Source organism: Rhodococcus sp. NPDC057014, assembly GCF_042673295.1.
In the GTDB taxonomy this organism is placed as follows: Bacteria; Actinomycetota; Actinomycetes; order Mycobacteriales; family Mycobacteriaceae; genus Rhodococcus_F.
Genome location: NZ_JBHUSF010000054.1, coordinates 1 through 17,121, shown reverse-complemented (window position 1 = coordinate 17,121; position 17,121 = coordinate 1). Strand labels below are relative to the sequence as shown.

General features: G+C 68.4%; 18 protein-coding genes. 10 read left to right on the top strand and 8 right to left on the bottom strand.

Features of this window, described 5'->3' with window-relative positions:
* Positions 1-25 precede the first annotated feature (25 nt).
* Positions 26-1,834 carry a penicillin-binding transpeptidase domain-containing protein gene (locus tag ACFTZB_RS13865; RefSeq protein WP_378432287.1) on the bottom strand — a complete coding sequence of 603 codons (1,809 nt, stop codon included), beginning with the start codon at positions 1,832-1,834 and terminating at the stop codon, positions 26-28.
* Between the two features lie 94 nt (positions 1,835-1,928).
* On the opposite strand from ACFTZB_RS13865, the gene ACFTZB_RS13860 reads away from it, so the two are divergent.
* Both ACFTZB_RS13860 and ACFTZB_RS13855 read left to right on the top strand, forming a co-directional pair.
* Positions 1,929-2,495, top strand: a complete 567-nt coding sequence (locus tag ACFTZB_RS13860) for a hypothetical protein (protein ID WP_378432285.1) — start codon at positions 1,929-1,931, stop codon at positions 2,493-2,495.
* Between the two features lie 141 nt (positions 2,496-2,636).
* On the top strand, positions 2,637-4,235 hold the full coding sequence (locus ACFTZB_RS13855; protein ID WP_378432282.1) for an ABC-F family ATP-binding cassette domain-containing protein: 1,599 nt from the start codon (positions 2,637-2,639) through the stop codon (positions 4,233-4,235).
* A 32-nt stretch (positions 4,236-4,267) separates the two neighbouring features.
* Here ACFTZB_RS13855 and ACFTZB_RS13850 read toward each other — a convergent pair whose 3' ends face one another.
* Positions 4,268-4,738, bottom strand: a complete 471-nt coding sequence (locus ACFTZB_RS13850) for a nucleoside deaminase (protein ID WP_124395234.1) — start codon at positions 4,736-4,738, stop codon at positions 4,268-4,270.
* Positions 4,739-4,792: 54 nt separating this feature from the next.
* Between ACFTZB_RS13850 and ACFTZB_RS13845 the strand changes: the two genes are divergently transcribed.
* A complete protein-coding gene (locus ACFTZB_RS13845) occupies positions 4,793-5,596 on the top strand; it encodes an alpha/beta fold hydrolase (protein ID WP_378432320.1) in 804 nt (267 codons plus the stop codon).
* A gap of 3 nt (positions 5,597-5,599) precedes the next feature.
* Here the strand turns inward: ACFTZB_RS13845 and ACFTZB_RS13840 are convergent, their stop codons facing one another.
* The 4 genes from ACFTZB_RS13840 to ACFTZB_RS13825 all read right to left on the bottom strand — a co-directional run bounded on the left by ACFTZB_RS13840 (position 5,600) and on the right by ACFTZB_RS13825 (position 9,417).
* Positions 5,600-5,977: a VOC family protein gene (locus tag ACFTZB_RS13840; protein ID WP_072947554.1), complete on the bottom strand. Its 378-nt coding sequence runs from the start codon at positions 5,975-5,977 to the stop codon at positions 5,600-5,602.
* Positions 5,978-6,046: 69 nt separating this feature from the next.
* Positions 6,047-7,285 (bottom strand): acyl-CoA dehydrogenase family protein, encoded by a 1,239-nt coding sequence (locus tag ACFTZB_RS13835; protein ID WP_378432279.1) that lies wholly within the window; start codon positions 7,283-7,285, stop codon positions 6,047-6,049.
* A 74-nt stretch (positions 7,286-7,359) separates the two neighbouring features.
* Positions 7,360-8,085, bottom strand: a complete 726-nt coding sequence (locus ACFTZB_RS13830; RefSeq protein ID WP_378432277.1) for an ABC transporter substrate-binding protein — start codon at positions 8,083-8,085, stop codon at positions 7,360-7,362.
* Between the two features lie 27 nt (positions 8,086-8,112).
* Positions 8,113-9,417, bottom strand: a complete 1,305-nt coding sequence (locus ACFTZB_RS13825) for an alpha/beta hydrolase (RefSeq protein WP_378432275.1) — start codon at positions 9,415-9,417, stop codon at positions 8,113-8,115.
* A 67-nt stretch (positions 9,418-9,484) separates the two neighbouring features.
* Here ACFTZB_RS13825 and ACFTZB_RS13820 point away from each other — a divergent pair, with 67 nt between their 5' ends.
* The gene (locus ACFTZB_RS13820; RefSeq protein WP_378432273.1) at positions 9,485-10,072 is read left to right on the top strand and encodes a phosphoribosylanthranilate isomerase; all 588 of its coding nucleotides are present in this window, start codon (positions 9,485-9,487) and stop codon (positions 10,070-10,072) included.
* Between the two features lie 10 nt (positions 10,073-10,082).
* Here ACFTZB_RS13820 and ACFTZB_RS13815 read toward each other — a convergent pair whose 3' ends face one another.
* Positions 10,083-10,979 (bottom strand): alpha/beta fold hydrolase, encoded by an 897-nt coding sequence (locus ACFTZB_RS13815; protein WP_378432271.1) that lies wholly within the window; start codon positions 10,977-10,979, stop codon positions 10,083-10,085.
* A 41-nt stretch (positions 10,980-11,020) separates the two neighbouring features.
* Positions 11,021-11,659: an alpha/beta fold hydrolase gene (locus tag ACFTZB_RS13810; RefSeq protein WP_378432269.1), complete on the bottom strand. Its 639-nt coding sequence runs from the start codon at positions 11,657-11,659 to the stop codon at positions 11,021-11,023.
* Between the two features lie 143 nt (positions 11,660-11,802).
* On the opposite strand from ACFTZB_RS13810, the gene ACFTZB_RS13805 reads away from it, so the two are divergent.
* The 6 genes from ACFTZB_RS13805 (at position 11,803) to couL (ending at position 17,114) form a co-directional block, all read left to right on the top strand.
* Entirely contained in the window at positions 11,803-12,309 is a 507-nt protein-coding gene (locus tag ACFTZB_RS13805; RefSeq protein ID WP_378432267.1) for a hypothetical protein, read from the top strand.
* 58 nt (positions 12,310-12,367) lie between these two features.
* Positions 12,368-12,574: a hypothetical protein gene (locus ACFTZB_RS13800; protein ID WP_072947562.1), complete on the top strand. Its 207-nt coding sequence runs from the start codon at positions 12,368-12,370 to the stop codon at positions 12,572-12,574.
* A 31-nt stretch (positions 12,575-12,605) separates the two neighbouring features.
* Positions 12,606-12,761 carry a DUF6131 family protein gene (locus tag ACFTZB_RS13795; RefSeq protein ID WP_378432264.1) on the top strand — a complete coding sequence of 52 codons (156 nt, stop codon included), beginning with the start codon at positions 12,606-12,608 and terminating at the stop codon, positions 12,759-12,761.
* Between the two features lie 105 nt (positions 12,762-12,866).
* Positions 12,867-14,033: a dihydro-p-hydroxycinnamoy-CoA dehydrogenase gene (gene couH, locus ACFTZB_RS13790; protein ID WP_378432262.1), complete on the top strand. Its 1,167-nt coding sequence runs from the start codon at positions 12,867-12,869 to the stop codon at positions 14,031-14,033.
* A 172-nt stretch (positions 14,034-14,205) separates the two neighbouring features.
* Positions 14,206-15,534: a p-hydroxycinnamate MFS transporter gene (gene couT / locus ACFTZB_RS13785; protein WP_378432260.1), complete on the top strand. Its 1,329-nt coding sequence runs from the start codon at positions 14,206-14,208 to the stop codon at positions 15,532-15,534.
* A 41-nt stretch (positions 15,535-15,575) separates the two neighbouring features.
* A complete protein-coding gene (gene couL, locus ACFTZB_RS13780) occupies positions 15,576-17,114 on the top strand; it encodes a p-hydroxycinnamoyl-CoA synthetase (protein WP_378432258.1) in 1,539 nt (512 codons plus the stop codon).
* Positions 17,115-17,121 lie beyond the last annotated feature (7 nt).

Sequence of the window (17,121 nt, the reverse complement as noted above, 5' to 3'; positions counted from 1 at the left end):
CCCGAACAGCAACGCGTGAACGGGTTTATCGAAGAAAACGCCCCGCAGCCTGCACAGCAGGGGCCGAACTGTCACCTGTTGCAATAAAGACGGCAAATGCTAGGTCGTCCTTGATTCCGACGAACCAGCCGTGAGCGGGACCACTTCCGGACTCGGCCGTGCCCGTTTTGCCGAGAAGTCCCGGAATGTCCTGCAGCGCAGTAGCGGTACCTCCCGTCACAGTTTCGCGCATCATCGTCCGGAGGTCGGCGGTGACGTTCGCAGGCACGGCGGGCGCCGTCTTGTCGGCGGTGCCGGGCTGTCCCTGCACGATCGTCGGCGCCGGCGTCGAACCGTCCGCGATCGATGCGGCCACCATAGCCATCCCGAACGGCGACGCAGTCACCTGCCCCTGCCCGATACCGGACTCGACCCGGGCGGCGGGACTGTCGGCGATGGGCACGTTGCCGGTGACGGTGGTCAGTCCGGGCGTGACGTAGTCGACGCCGAGCCCGAACTGCAGCGCGGCCTTCTGCAGGGCGTCGGGCGGCAACCCGACCGCGAGCCGTCCCATGGTGGTGTTGCAGGACCTGGCGAACGCGGTGTGCAACGGGACCGCACCGAGGTCGAATTCGTCGTCGTTGGGGATCTGCCTGCCCTCGATGTTCTCGGTGCCGGGGCAGGGCAGGACGGTGTCCGGGGTGGCGGCACCGGCCTGCAGCGCGGCGGACGTCGTCACCGTCTTGAACGTCGATCCCGGTGGGTAGAGGCCGGTGAGCGCGATCGGTCCGAGCGCGTCGGCGGGGGCGTTCTGCGCGACCGCGAGGACCTCCCCTGTGGAGGGTCGGAGTGCGACGATCGCGGCCTGCTGCGGCACGTCGGCGAGCGCCCGCTCGGCGGCCATCTGCATCGGGAGGTCGAGGGTCGTCGCGATGTCGGGGGCGTCGGGGCCCTGTTGACCGGCGACGGTCTTCGCCGAACCGTCCTGACCGACCAGTTGCACCGCCCAGCCCGCGGACGCGTCCTGCCCCTGCTGCCACAGGTCGCCGAGCCCCGCCAGGGTGGGCGAGGCCAGCGCCTTGTCCGTGCTGAGCAGCCGGGTCTGCGGGGCGAGCGTGACTCCGGCGAGTTGCCGCAACTGCGGTTCGATCGGCGCCAGGTCCTCGGCCCGCAGCGAGATAGCCGTGACCGGTTTGCCCTGGGCGCCTGCCAGATCCTGCTGGAGCGTGGCCGCGGTGATGGTCGGCGCGATGGGCGACAGCAACGACGCGACCGCCGCGGTGTCGGCGCCCTGGTCGAGGTTGACCAGCGTGACGACCTGTTGCTCGAGGATCGGGGTGCCACCGGCGGCGAGGACCTTCGGCGGTGTGCCGGTCGTGGTGGTGTATCGGACGGTGGTGTCGTCGGTGAGTCCGGGTGCGAGCACGGCCGGGTCCCAGACGATCTTCCAGTCGTCGCCGTCCTTGGTGGCGTTGCCGGTGGTGCTGTACTTCCATTCCTGCCCCGGGGCGAACGGCCAGGTCACATCCATGGTGAACGTTCCGCTCTCGTCGCCCGACTCCTGCACGTCGGTGCGGGTGTACGTGCCGTCCCGGTTTCCGAGCCCGTCGTACATGGCCGTGATCGCGGCGGTGGCGGCGGCCGGGTCGGTGGTGAGCGCGGAGGCAGCCTGCACGTCGTCGCTGTTCAGGGCTTCGGCGAACTGCTGTGACACGGTGTCGGGCTGGTCCGGTCCGAAGAGTCCGCAGGCGGAGAGCACCGTCGCGAGGACGGCGATCCCGGCGGTCGCCTTCCGGGTAGGGGTGGGACGGATGGGGCTGTGACGAACGGTTGAGGTGCGCACGGACTCGATCATGCCTGACGTGGTGGCGCGCTTCGAATAATGGGTGTAATCATGTAATCAGTGCTGCATCACGGTGATCGTGGCACCCGGCTCCCAGGAGGACGCCATGAGAAACGCACAAGGTCCGGGCCCCCGCCGCTTCGGCCGCCCCGGTGGATGGCAGCAGGCGGACGTCCCCGACGCGAGCAACGCGGCCGAGTGGTTCGCCGGCCGCCTCCCCGACGACTGGTTCACCGGCCCCGCGACCGTCGAGGTCGACCGGGAGGAGATCGTGGTGGTCGGCGAGTTGCCGCCCGTCGAGTCCGCCGAGTCCGGTTCCGACGCCGCGATCGACGGGCGTATCTCGCGATTCCGCGAAACGACCCGGGCCGATCGGATGCGCATCGCGGACGAGGCCGAGCGTCGCTACGGGCGCAAGGTCGCGTGGGGCGTCAGCCTCGACGACCACAAGACGCTGTTCACCCACCTCGCGGTTCCGGTGATGACCCGCCTCCGCCAACCCGAACGCAAGGTCCTCGACACGCTCGTCGACGCCGGCGTGGCGCGGTCGCGGTCGGACGCGCTGATGTGGACGGTGCGTCTGGCAGGCCAGCACAGCGAACAGTGGCTGGCCGAACTGCGCGAGGCCATGGCGAAGGTGGACGAACTCAGGGCCGACGGCCCCCAGATTTAATTCGATTGCGCGGGCATCGGCGGCGTCCTATCGTGAACGTCACCGATGCGCACCGGGCGCGTCAGACAGAGGGGAACGGTCCATTGCTCCTGACGAGGTAGTCACGCGAGTCTTCATCCGCACACACCTCGGGAGTACCCCATGGCCCAGTCATATCTGTCCCTGTCCGACCTCACGTTCACCTGGCCGGACGGCGAGCCTGTCTTCGACGGCCTCGACGCCGTCTTCGGCCCCGGTCGCACCGGCCTGGTCGGTCTCAACGGCTCCGGAAAATCGACGCTGCTCCGGCTGATCGCCGGGCGCCTGCGCCCCGACCGCGGGTCGGTGACGGCGCAGGGCGAGGTGGCGTACCTGCCGCAGGACATCACGCTCGACCCCACGCTGAAGATCGACCGGATCCTGGGCATCGACGATCTTCGGGCGGCGTTGCACCGCATCGAGTCCGGCGAGGGCACGCCCGAGGATTTCGATGCGGCGACCGGCCGCTGGGACATCGAGGAGCGGGCCGTGTCGACCCTGCACCGGCTCGGTCTCGAGCGGGTGCTCGGCAGCACGTCCGACCTCGACCGCACCGTCGGCACCCTGTCGGGCGGTGAGACCGTGCTACTCGGTCTCACCGCGCAACTACTGAGGGAGCCGGAGGTGCTGCTCCTCGACGAGCCCACCAACAACCTCGACGGCGCGTCCCGCAGCAAGCTCTACGAGGTGGTGCAACAGTTTCCGGGCACGCTGCTGGTGGTCAGCCACGATCGCGCCCTGCTCGACCTCATGACGTCCGTCGCGGAACTGCGCGGCGGCGAGATCCGCATGTTCGGCGGCAACTTCAGCGCCTACCGGGAGATCGTCGAGGCGGAGCAGGAGGCCGCCCGGGCCGCGGTGCGCGACGCCCGCAGCGACGTGCAGAAGCAGAAGCGGGAACTCGTCGAGGCACGCATCAAGATCGACCGGCGTAAGCGGTACGGGCAGAAGATGTTCGAGAACAAGCGCGAGCCGAAGATCGTGATGGGGCTGAGGAAGCGGCAGGCGCAGGAGTCAGCGGGAAAGCTGCGGAACAATCACATCGCGAAGGTCGACGAGGCGCGGGAGTCGTTGACGGAAGCGGAGAGTGCCCTGCGGGACGACCGCGAGGTGCGCATCGACCTGCCCGCCACGGAGGTGTACTCGGGTCAGGAGGTGGTCTCCGTCCGGGACCTGAGCCTGCGCAGCGGCCAGCGGGTGACGCTGGACGTGGTCGGCCCCGAGCGGATCGCCCTCGTCGGGCGCAACGGCGTCGGGAAGACGACCCTGCTCGACGCCGTCGTGGCTGCGGGACCGCGGGTTCCGTTCAAGGCCCTGCCGCAGCGGCTCGACGTGTTCGACGAGTCGCTGACGGTCGCCGAGAACGTGGCCGCGGCGGCGCCGCACGCGTCGCAGGAGCAGATCCGCGCCCAGCTGGCCCGGTTCCTGTTCCGGGGCAACGATTCCGATGTTCTCGCGTCGGCGTTGTCGGGCGGGGAACGGTTGCGGGCCGCCCTCGCGACCATCCTGCTGGCCGTGCCCGCCCCGCGTCTGCTGCTGATGGACGAGCCGACGAACAACCTCGACCTGCCGAGCCTCGCACACCTCACGCAGGCGCTGCGCAGCTACCGCGGTGCGCTGATCGTGGTCAGCCACGACCGGCAGTTCCTCCACGACATCGGTGTCACCCGGTGGCTGGAATTGACCGGAGAGGGCCCCCGGCCTTGTGCGCCTTTCCGGTAGTCCCGGCAACCGGAAAGGCGCACGGGCGAAGCCTATTCGGCCACGCCGATGTCTTCGTGCCACAGTGCGGGCCTGCTCTCGATGAATTCGGCCATGAGGTCGATGCAGTGCTGATCGCGCAGGACGGTCACGTCGACGCCGTTCTCGCGGAGCCATTCGTGGCCGCCGGTGAACGTGACGCTCTCCCCCACGACGATCGCGCCGATGTTGAACTGCCGGACCAGTCCGCTGCAGTACCAGCACGGCGACAGGGTGGTCACCATGATCGTCGAGCGGTAGTCGCGCTGGCGTCCGGCGGCGCGGAACGCGTCCGTCTCGCCGTGGACGGACGGGTCGCCGTGCTGGACCCGCCGGTTGCGGCCGCGGCCCAGCAGGGTTCCGTCGCCGGCGAACAGCGCGGCCCCGATCGGGATTCCGCCTTCCCGTTTGCCGAGTTCCGCCTCGGCGATCGCGACGGCCAGCAGTTCCTCGGGGTCGAGCGCGGGGTTCGGGGGAATCGGCATGCCACCAGTATCGCCCCCGGCCCGTGCGCCCGAGTGCCGTCCGCGAAGGACGTGATGCAGACTGGGCGGGTGCAGCACGCTACCAATCCCGTCGACGGCGTCCGGATCGCGTACCGGACCGTCGGCGAGGGCGAGCCCCTGGTTCTTCTTCACGGCACGGCCCTGTCCCACGCGATCTGGCGCGGTTTCGGTTACGTCGCCGCGCTGCGTGATCGGTACCGGCTGATCCTGGTCGATCTGCGGGGCCACGGGCGCAGCGACAAGCCGCACGACGAGGACGCGTACGCGATGGATCTGCTCCGCGGCGACGTCCTGGCGGTCCTCGACCACCTGGCCCTTCCCAGCGCGCACGTGCTGGGGTATTCGCTCGGCGGCCGGGTCGCGCTGGCGTTGGCGGTCGGCGCGCCCGAACGTCTGGAGAGCCTGATCGTCGGCGGTGGCAGCAGCCTCCCGCAGGCCGGCGCGTTCGACCGGCTGTTCTTCCCCGGCTGCATCGACGTCCTCGAACGGGACGGCATGGAGGCGTTCCTGGGGCAGTGGAATGCCCGGCGCGCGTGGCCGATCGACGCCGGGACGCGGGCCGCGTTCCTGGCGAACGACGCGAAGGCGCTCGCCGCGTACATGCGTCGTTCCGGTGTGGAGCCCGGAGTGGACGACGACGTCCTGCGCCGGATCGCCGTCCCCACCCTGCTGTTCGCCGGTTCGAACGATGCCGAGCGGATCGGCGACACCCGGCGGGTGGCGGCGCTGATTCCCGGTGCGTCGCTGACGATCCTGCCCGGTTTCGACCATTCGACGGCGGTGGCCGCGAGCACCGAGGTGCTCGCGACCGTGGAGCCGTTCCTCGCGGCGGTGTGACCGCTACACCCATTCGACCAGTTGGATGATCACCCCGTTCGGGTCACTCATCTGGAAGTAGCGTTCGCCCCACGGCTCGGTTTCGATGGGCGTCACGATCGGGACGCCCTCCGCCTGCAGCCGCTCGTATTCGCCGTCGATGCCGTCGACGACGAGTGCGATCAGCAGCCCCTGGCCGGCGTCACCGGCGATCCGCGCGGGTTTGAACGTCTCCAGTCCGGTCTTCAGGAAGACCAGATTGAAGCCGACGTCCGCACGCTTCAGCGACACGAAGCCCTCGGCGGCCATCTCCTCGACGAAGCCCAGGTGGGACTTGGCGAATTCGGCCGACGCGACGGGGTCTGCGACGTTCAGCGACAGTGCGCTCGCGGTGACCTTCACGGTGGTGTCCTTTCGTTGACGACACCCCCCTAACGTACGCCGTACGACATTTGTTCCCGGGGCCGGACCTCACATCGCCAGCAGGCCCTTCGCGATGTGCGTCACCTGGATCTCGTTGCTGCCGGCGTAGATCATCAGCGACTTCGCATCGCGCGCGAGTTGCTCGACCCGGTACTCGGCCATGTACCCGTTGCCGCCGAACAACTGCACCGCCTCCATCGCCACCTCGGTGGCGGCCCGCGAGGAGTAGAGCTTCATCGCCGACGCCTCCGCGAGGCTCACCCGATCCCCCGCCGCGGTGCGCTCGATGGCGTTGAAGACCATGTTCTGCACGTTGATGCGCGCGATCTCCATCTCGGCGAGCTTGAGTTGGACGAGCTGGAACTGGGCGATCTCCTTGCCCCACAGCTTGCGGGACCTGGCGTAGTCGACGCAGAGCCGGTGACACTCGTTGATGATGCCGAGCGACAGCGACGCGATGCCGATCCGTTCGGCCGCGAAGTTCTCCTTCGCGCTGGACTTGCCGTCCGACGTGCCGCCGTCCTCCGTCTCGCCGAGCAGACGGTCACGGGTGACGCGCACGTTGTCGAAGAACAGTTCCCCGGTGGGCGAGGAGTTCATGCCCATCTTCTTGAACGGCGCACCCTGGGTGAGCCCGTCCATGCCCGCGTCGAGGACGAAGGCGAGCACCTTCCGGTCGCGGCGGTCGACGGACGAGTCCCCCTCGTCGAGTTTCGCGTACACGACGATGACGTCGGCGTAGGGACCGTTGGTGATGAACGTCTTCTGCCCGTTGAGGATGTAGTCGTCGCCGTCGCGGCGCACGTAGGACTTCATGCCGCCGAACGCGTCCGAGCCGGAGTCGGGCTCTGTGATCGCCCACGACCCGACCTTCTCGAACGTGACCAGGCCGGGCAGCCAGCGCTCCTTCTGCGCCAGCGTCCCGCGACTGCGGATGGTGCCCGCCGCCAGCCCGAGGCTCACCCCGAGCGAGGCGACGAGCCCGAGGCTGACGCCCGCCAGTTCGGCGTTCATGATGACGCCCATGCTGCCCGCGCCGCCGAGGCCGCCGGATTTCTCCTCCTTCGCGCCGGATGCCGCGTCGCCGCTGCGTTCGCGGTCCAGGGATTTCGTGAGCGCCTCCCGGGCCATCTCGTCCAGGCCGAAGGTGGCGAAGAGTTTGCGGATGATGTCGAACGGAGGCAGCTCGCCGGTCTCCAGCTTGTCGACGTGCGGTCGAATCTCCTTGTCGATGAAGCCGCGGATCGCGTCGCGGAACATCAGGTCGGTATCTGACCACTCATACATGCCGGGCACTCCAGTCGCCGAGAGACAAAAGGTTTGCCGCAAATATAGAACACGTTCCTATTCTTGGACAGGTGTCATGCCGAGCCACCGTCCGTGCCACTGATCCCGAGCCACTCCGACCGCAGCCGGTCGAGGGTGCCGTCCGCGGCCAGGGCGCGCTGCGCCGACTCGATGGCCTCACGCAGTGCGTGATCACCCGTGCGGACCGCGACGGCGATCTCCTCGCGGGAGATTCCCCGTTCGACCACCTCCACGCGCGGGCGGTCCCGGACCAGCCAGGTGAGGACCGGCGCGAGTTTCATGACGGCGTCACACCCGCCCGAGGACAGGTCGTCGAGGGCCTGTCCGATCCGGTCGTACGCGTACACCCGGATCGCGCCCGCGCGGCCCTCCGCGACCAGGCGCTCCACGATCGGCTGACTGGTGTTGCCGTGCTGGACACCGACGGTCAGGCCGAGCAGGTCGTCGACCCCGCGCACGCCCGGATGCCGGGACGTGTCGACGGCCAGGGACTGACCCGACACGAGGTACGGGGCGCAGAAATCGGCGCGCTCCCGCCGATCCGGCGTCACGGTGGTTCCCGAGGCGATGCAGTCGAATTCGCCGCCCGCCAGTGCGTCGAAGATGCCGTTGAAGTCGGTGCCCCGGTACGGGACGAGCGACCAGTCGAGGCCGAGTTCCCGCGCGAGCGCCCGCGTGAACTCGACGTCGAAACCGGCAGGCGCCGCACCGTCGCGGAACTCGAACGGCGGGTCGGGCAGGGCCGACCCCACCCGCAGTACCTTCGCTGCCGCCGTCATGTCGCCCCTCTCCACCGCGAGGTGTTCTTACGAACCGATCAGCCCCAACCGCTGTGCCAGCCACGGCAATTCCTTCTCCAACCCGGCGGACCACACGGCGAAGCTGTGCCCGCCCGGCACTTCCACGTACTGCACGTCCATGCCGGCGTTCTTCGCGGCCTGATAGACCTTCTGCGCCCCCGGCTTGTAGGCGTCGTCGTCGCTGCCGATCACGAAGACCCCGGCCGTGTCCGGGTACTTGTTCGACGCCATCAGGTCGAGCGGGTTGACCTTCTCGAACGCCGCCTCGTCACCGCCGAAGCCGTCGTCGAGGGTGCGCTGGTGGTCACCGAGCGTGGGTGCTTCCTGACCCGAGATGTCGAGGAACGTCGGGTACACGTCGGGATAATTGGTGGCCATCTGCAGCGAACAGGTGCCGCCGTAGGACAGGCCGCCGATGGCCCATGCCTCGGGGTCCGGGTTCACCTGCAGGTTCGACTTCACCCAGGCCGGAACGTCCTTCGCCAGATAGGTGGCCACGTTGCCCAGTTTCGAGTCGACGCACAGCGGGTTCGCGATCTGCGAACCGGTGCCGTCCGCCACCACCACGATCGGAGCCAGCCCGTCGTGTTTCGCGGCGAACTCGTTCATCGTGGTGGCGAGTTTGCCTCCGGCGAACCAGTCCTCGGGCGCGCCGGGCTGACCGGCCAGCATCACGAGCACGGGCAGCAGCGGGCGCGGGTTGGCGAAGTAGGCGGGCGGGAGGTAGATCTCGGCGTCGCGGGCGGCGAACCCCGACGCCGTCCCGGGAACGGGCGCCGTCAGGACCCGCCCCTCGCTGGGCATCCCGGGCGGGGCCGTCCACGACGCGTCGAGCGGCGTTCCCGTCACCACGTTCTCGGTGGCGCTGCCGAGGTCGTTCATCTGGACCCGGTCGAACGGTTCCGCCCCGAATGCGGTGCCCACCGTGGGGTAGGCGTCGAACACCAGGTTGATCTGCGTCGCCGATGCGAGGAGGACGGCGACGACGGCGAGCACCGACACGACGGCGGACTTCACCGTCCGGCCGGCGCGGATCCGCGGCACGAGCAGGACGATCGCGAAGAGCCCCAGACCGATCCACACGTAGATGGACATCTCGATGGGGTCGGGGAACGGCCGGAGAACCTTCTCGACCATCACGTACAGGACGACGGTGACGACCACCGCCACGGCCAGGCAGATCGGAATCGCCTTCCTGCGGTACCACGGGGCGCGGGCGGCGAGCAGCCACACGCCGCCGAGCGCACCGATTACCGTGAGGATCCAGGGCAGGGGCCCGGTGATCACGCTGAGGTCGCTGAGCCAGTCCACCTCACGAAGCCTAGAGCGCGAACCAGCGCCGCGTCGGCGAGTCGGAGCGACCGGTAAAATTGCGCGGGTGACATTCATCAAGGTGTGCGGCCTGCGTGACGAGGCCTCCGTCGATCTGGCCGTGCGCCTCGGTGTGGACGCCGTGGGTTTCGTGTTCGCCGACAGCGTCCGCCGGATCTCCCCCGGCGACGCCGCGCCGCTGGTCCGCCGGGTCACCGGTCACACCGTCGCGGTCGGTGTGTTCAAGGGGAGTTCCGTCACGGAGGTGATCGAGATCGCCGCCGCGGCCGGGCTCGGCACCGTCCAGGTGCACGACCTGACCTCCGCCGACGACGTCACCCGGTTGCGGGAGGCGGGGCTCCGCGTGATCCGTGCCGTCGTCGCCGGTGACACCTCGGGCGATTTCGGAGCAGACCGCGTCCTCGTCGACGGGGCCACCGCCGGGGCCGGGGTGCCCTGGGACTGGGCGAACCAGAGCAGACCCGACGGCGAATGGATCCTCGCCGGCGGTCTTCATCCGGGCAACGTGCGCGCCGCCGTCGACGCGACCGGCGCGTGGGGTGTCGACGTGTCGAGCGGGGTCGAATCGTCCCGCGGGGTGAAGGATGCGGCGTTGATCGAGCAGTTCGTCGCCGCCGTGCGGTCCGGCGACTGAATCAGTTGATTCAGCCCGGCATCCCGGCCACGGAATCCTCCACGTCCCACGACGCGAGCACCGTCCGGATACCGACGACCAGCGCGAGCGGCTGATCGATCATCACGTGGTGTCCGGCGTCGGGGATCTCGACGACCACCGCGGTCGGCCCGAATCGGCTGCGCATGCTGTCCATCATGGCGTCGGTGACGATGCCGTTCTCGGCGCGGAAGTAGGCGAGACGGCAGCGCGGGTCGGACGCTCCCAGATGGCCGCTGCCCTCGCGGGAGAAGAACGAGGAATCGAACTTCCACGACCACCCGCCGTCCACCTCCTCCATCGAGGTCTCCGCGACGTGGCGCAGGACGGCGGGCACCGCGGTGTCCTGCGGCGGGACGAACCGGAACCGCTCCAGCGCCACCTCCCGGGACGGGTAGACCTTCTTCGGACCGAATGCCCGCTGTTTCCGCGCTTCTTCCTCTTCCGGCGTGCGCGCGAGGACGGGCGAATCGATCAGCTGGACACCGGCCAGGTCCTCGCCGAACAGTTGCGCGGCCACGTACGACACCATTCCGCCCATGCTGTGCCCGACCAGTACCGGCGGCCCCGAGATGCCCGCCGGTTTGGCGACGGCCAGGGCTTCCTCCGCCCACCGTTCCAATCCGTACTCCTGCCGGCGGTCGCTGTCGCCGTGCCCGGTGAGGTCGAGTGCGACGACGCGGCGGCCCGTGGCCAGCATGGGTGCCACATGGTCCCACCACCGGCTGTGGGCGGCGCCGCCGTGGACGAGCACGAGCCCGGGCGTGCCCGTCGGGCCCCACGCGCGGTAGTGGACCTCCGCACCGGCGACGTCCACCCGGCCGATGTCGACCGGGGCCGCCACTGCCGTGGTGAACCACTGGGGCGCGTCCGACTGCTCGTTGCTCATTCACCGAACATACCGACCACGGGCGGACGCTCTCGGCCGGCCTACAGAAGGTCCAGCATGGCCGCGACCGCGCGTTCGACCACCGGGAACCTGTCCGGGGCCAGATCGTGCCGGGCGCCCTCGAGTTCGACGAGCGTCGTCGGGGCGGGGATCAGTGCGAGTGCCGACCGCATTTCGCCGGGGGTCGCGAACGGGTCCTTCGACCCGTGCACCACCACGGCCGGGGTGTGGAGGCCGGGCAGGTGCTCGGTGCGGAGTTTCTCCGGCTTGGCCGGTGGATGCAGCGGGTACGACAGCAGGAGCAGGGCGTCGACGAGACCCGGGCGCTCCGAGGCGAGCATGGACGCCTGACGCCCGCCGTACGAGTGCCCGCCCGCCCACACCGGCGCCGGCACCAACTCCCGCATCACGGCCACCGCGGCCGCGACGCCCTCCCGGTCCTCCGCTGCCTTCGACGGGTGCGGCGGGCCCGACGCGCGGCGCTGCCGGAACGGGAGGTCGAACCGCAGGACCGCCACCCCCCGCCGCACGAACCCCTCGGTCACGGCCAGCAACAGCTTTGTGTCGCAGTCACTTCCTGCCCCGTGTGTCAGGACCAGCCCGGCCGACGCGTCTCCCGCGGGGCGGTGGAGTCGTCCGCGCACGCCGTCGCGTTCCAGCAACTCGCTCATGCGGTTCACGGTAGTGGAATGCAGGGTACTTCCAGCACTCCGGCTGCCGGTCCTGCCTGCCGGACCTGCCCGTTTGATTGCGATTGGCTCACGGTCTGTTTGCCGGGTTTGCGGGCTGGGTACTTCAACAACACGACTGCTGGGAGTAGCCAATGGACACCATGACCATCATCTGGATCATCGTCGCGATCGTCGTCGTACTCGCCGTGGCCGCGCTGCTCATTGCGGCGTCCCGCAAGCGCAACGCGCGCCGCCACCAGGAGGCCGACAGCATCCGCGCCAAGGCGCAGGAGCAGACATCCGTCGTCGAGAAGCGCGAAGCGCTGGCCGAGGAGACCGCGGCCAATGCACGGAAGGCCCAGGCAGAAGCGGAAGCGAAAGCCGCCGAGGCCAAGCGACTACAGGTCGATGCGCAGACTCACCAGAATACGGCGACCACGTCTCGTGACGACCTGAAGAAGGAGTGGAAGAGGGCGGACGAGCTCGATCCCGAGGTCAAGACGACGGGTGCCGCCCCGAACGACGCCCGCACCACCGACGCTCGGGCCGCGGACGCCCGCACCACCGACGGCGGACCGGCCAACGCCCGGCCCGACGGCACGAGCTCCACGAATACCCATGGAGCACACGCGAAGCCGACCGACACGTCGTCGACATAGCGTTCGGGTGTACGACAGGTTCACCGGCCCGGTGCCGGTGCCCACACGGAGGTCGGAAATGCGTATCGGACGGCTCCTGTCGCTGATCGTGATCATCTGGCTGATCATCGGCGCCATCGCCGTGTTCCAGCGCGGCTATTTCAAGGACGCGCAGGCCGATTGTGCCAGCGCCGGAACGATCGCCGTCACCGTGATCGCCGGGCCGCTCAACTATGCGGGCGTCAACCCGAAGATCGATTGCGAAGTGCCGCAACCGAGTCAGTAGTTCCAAGCAGTCAACCGAAAGAGGGAAGACCGTGATCGTTCTCGGACTCATCCTGCTCGTCATCGGCCTCGTCGCGGGGATCTCGATTCTCACGACGATCGGAATCATCCTCCTCGTCATCGGCCTCGTACTCCTGCTGCTGGGCACGACGGGCCGCGCGGTCGGTGGGCGGAAGTACTGGTATTGACGCCGCCGAACATCCATAATCATTGACTTTATCAATGATTGATAGATAGGTTCCTTTCGGGTATGCAGGCGTGCGACGCACGCTTGCCGACGAAAGGAACCTTGCATGTCATCGGTCGCACTGGAACGGACCATTTTCGACGCCGATCACGATGCGTTCCGGGACACGGTGCGCCGGTTCGCCGAACGTGATGTCGCCCCGCATCTTCGCGAATGGGCGGATGCGGGACGGGTCGACCGGGACGTCTACCGTCAGGCCGGCAAGCTCGGCATCCTCGGGATCAACGTCGAGGAGCGATTCGTGGGCGGCGGAACCGACGACTTCCGTTTCAACGCCATCGTCATCGAAGAACTCTGCCGCGTCGGGGCACCCGCCGTCGTGATGGGCCTGGCCGGCATCAACGACCTCGTCACGCCCTACCTCACCTCACTGGCGAACGAGGAGCAGAAGCACCGATTCCTGACACCGCTGTGCACCGGCGAGAAGATCGGCGCGATCGCCATGACCGAGCCGGGCGCAGGTAGCGACCTGGCCGCGATCTCCACGACCGCCGTCGCCGACGGCGACGACCTGGTCCTGAACGGCACCAAGATCTTCATCAGCAACGGCATGCTCGCCGACTTCGTGATCGTCGCGGCCAAGACGGATCCGGCCGCGGGCAAGAAGGGCATGAGCCTGCTGGTGGTCGAAACCGGAATGGCCGGATTCACCCGCAACGGCCCACTGCACAAGGTCGGACTGAGCGCCCAGGACACGGCGGAACTCGTGTTCGACGACGTCCGCGTCCCCCGCGAGAACGTCCTCGGAGAACCGAACGCCGGCTTCGGCTATCTGCGCCACAATCTGCCCCAGGAGCGCCTCAGTGTGGCGGTCACGTCCATGGCGTCCATGCGACGCACGTTCGATCGGGCGCTGACGTACAGCTGCGACCGCACGGCGTTCGGCCGGCGGGTGGCCGACTTCCAGGCCAACCGCTTCTACCTCGCGGAACTCGCCACCGAGATCGAGATCGCGCAGTGCTTCACCGACCGCTGCATCCTCGACGCCACGCACGGAACGCTCGACGAGGTGACCGCGGCGATGGCCAAATGGTGGATCACCGAGCTGCAGCAGCGGGTCGTCCAGCGGGCGGTCCAGCTGCACGGCGGCTACGGATACATGCGCGAGTACGACGTCGCGCAGGACTATCTCGACTGTCGCGGCGGCCCGATCTACGCCGGCACCACCGAGATCATGAAGGAGATCATCGGGCGCGGGCTCATCCGTTCCTGACGGATCCGGTTGCCCGCGTATGCGATTCATGCCGGCGCAGATGCCGTCTGCGGCCGCACCCTCAGAAGCGTTGCCAATCTCTTCCATTGACAACTTCAATGATTAATGTTTAATTGTGATCCGCGCTACACGCGCTCCGCTCTGTTGTCCCACGCTCGGCCAAGGAGTATCGATGACGGTCACCGCCACCGCCGGCACCATGTCGGCCACCCGACGCAAGAAGGAAGTTCGCAGGGTGATCCTGTCGAGCTACCTGGGCAGCACCATCGAGTTCTACGACTTCCTGCTCTACGCCACCGCGGCGTCCCTCGTCTTCGGTCCGGTGTTCTTCGCCGGACTGGACCCCCTCGCCGCGACCATCGCGTCGATGGGCACGTTCGCCGCCGGCTACGTCGCCCGCCCACTGGGCGGAATCCTCTTCGGCCACTTCGGCGACACCGTCGGCCGCAAGGCCATGCTGCTGATCTCCATGACCGTCATGGGCATCGCCTCGTTCGCGATCGGGCTCATTCCCCCGCCCGAGATGATCGGATCCTGGGCGGCGGTGCTGCTCGTCCTGCTCCGCGTCTGCCAGGGTCTGGCGGTCGGCGGCGAATGGGGTGGCGCAGCGCTGATGTCGCTCGAGCACGCCGAGTCCGGCAAGCGCGGGTTCGCCGCCGCGTTCACCAACGCGGGCGCGCCGACCGGCGCCCTGCTCGGCACCCTCGCCCTGGCCGCCGTCTCACTGCTACCCGACGAGCAGTTCCTGACGTGGGGCTGGCGCATCCCGTTCCTGATCTCGGCGCTCATGCTGGCACTCGGCCTGTTCATCCGGTCGAAGGTGTCGGAGAGCCCGCTGTTCACGGCGGCCCTGAAGGAGAGCGCGAAGAAGGAGACCGCCCCGCCGATCGTCACGATCCTGAAGCGGCCCCGCGCGGTCGTCGTGGCGTCGATGTCCTGCATCGCGAGCTTCGGAATGCAGACGGCGTTCACCACGTTCGCCATCACCTACGCCGTGTCGAGCGGCGCCCCGCGGTCCGACGCGCTGCTGGCGTTCTCCTTCTGCCAGTTCTGTGCGATCTTCCTGGTCCTCGGATCGGCTCGGCTGTCCGACCGGATCGGCCGCAGGCCGGTCATGCTCGCGGGACTCGCGGCGATGATCGTCAGCGTCTACCCGCTGTTCCTGCTGCTGAGCACCGGGGAGTTCCTGTTCATCGCACTCGCCTTCGTCGGCTACACCCTGTGCCATTCGGCCACCTACGGTCCGATGGCCGCATTCATCTCCGAGCAGTTCGGCACGCGGGCGCGCTACACCGGGGCGTCGCTCGGATACCAGCTGGCCACCCTCGTCGGAGCAGGCTTCACCCCCGTCATCCTGGCGTCGCTGTTCGCGTCGTCCGGCAAATCGATCCTCCCGGTCGGGCTGTTCGTCATCGCACTGTGCGTGGTCAGCGCCGCCTTCCTCGTCGCAACGAAGGAAAGCAAGGACAACGACCTGAGCGCCGACACCCCGTCGGCCTGACCCGAGCCCGAGAGTAGTTTCGAAGAGAACGAGGAGTCACCATGGACAACGAAGGCATCGGCTCGTGGCTCGAGCGCCGCATCACCATGACACCGAAGAACGAGGCGCTCGTCTTCGACGGACGAGCCGTCACCTACGAGGAAATGACCCTGCGGACCCGCCGGCTCGCCCACGGCCTGCGCGCCCTCGGCGTCGAGAAGGGTGACTGCGTAGGCTTCTTCGGGTTCAACGACCCCGCGGCGCTCGAGGTGATGTTCGCCGCCGGGCTGCTCGGCGCCACATATCTCCCACTCAACGCCCGCCTCACCGCCGAGGAAGCGCGCTACGTGCTCGGCGACTCCCATTGCACCACAGTGATCTTCGGTGACCAGCAGGCCGGCGTCGCACAGGAACTCGCACGGTCGGACTCCCCGGTCACCACCTGGATCGGGCTGACCGACTCCTGGTCCGCCCACACCTACGACAGTGTGCGCACCGGGCAGCCGGACACCCGCATCGACGAGCAGGTGGGCCTCGACGACCTGTCGGTGCTCATGTACTCGTCGGGCACCACCGGCGCACCGAAGGGTGTCATGCTCAGCCACGGAAACATGCTGTGGAACGCCATGAACCAGCTTCTCGCCCAAGACATGACGTCCAGGGAACGCACGCTGTCGGTGGCGCCGCTCTTCCACATCGGCGGAATCGGCGGAGCCGTCACACCGACCCTGCTGTCCGGCGGCACGGTCGTGCTGCTGCGCAAGTTCGATGCCGGCGCCGTCCTCGACACGATCGAGAAGGAGCGCATCACCACATTCTTCGCGGTCCCCACGATGATCCAGGAACTGTGGCACCACCCCCGGTTCGCGGACGCCGACCTGTCCAGCCTGCGGGCCATCTGCGTCGCCGGGGCTCCCCTCCCCGAAGCGCTGATCTCGCCGTGGCAGGAACGCGGCGTCGCGATCGCGCAGGCGTACGGGCTGACGGAAACCGCGCCGTCGGTGACGATGCTGTCGGGGGACGACGTCCGCGCGAAGGTCGGATCCGCGGGCAAGCGGACGTTCTTCACCGACGTCGACGTCGTCCGCCCGGACGGGTCGAGTGCCGAACCGAACGAGATCGGTGAGATCGTCGCGAAGGGGCCGAACGTGATGCTCGGCTACCTGAATCAGCCCGAGGCGACCTCCCGCACCGTCGTGGAAGGGTGGCTGCACACCGGCGACGCCGGCTACTTCGACGACGACGGCTTCCTCTTCATCTGCGACCGCTACAAGGACATGTACATCTCGGGCGGCGAGAACGTCTACCCCGCCGAGGTCGAGGCGGCGCTGCTGAAGCTGGACGGCATCCGGGAGGCGGCGGTGATCGGCGTCCCGCACGAGAAGTGGGGGGAGACCGGCATGGCATTCGTCGTCGGCACCGACGGCACCACCCTCGACGAGGACACGGTGCGCACCCGGCTGCGAGAGAAGCTCGCAGGGTTCAAGATTCCGACGTTCGTCCGGATCGCGGAGGCCCTCCCCCGCACCGCGACCGGCAAGATCCGCAAACCCGACCTGCGAACCTCCGCCCGTGAGTACTTGTTAACCGCGGGCGGTTAACAAGTAC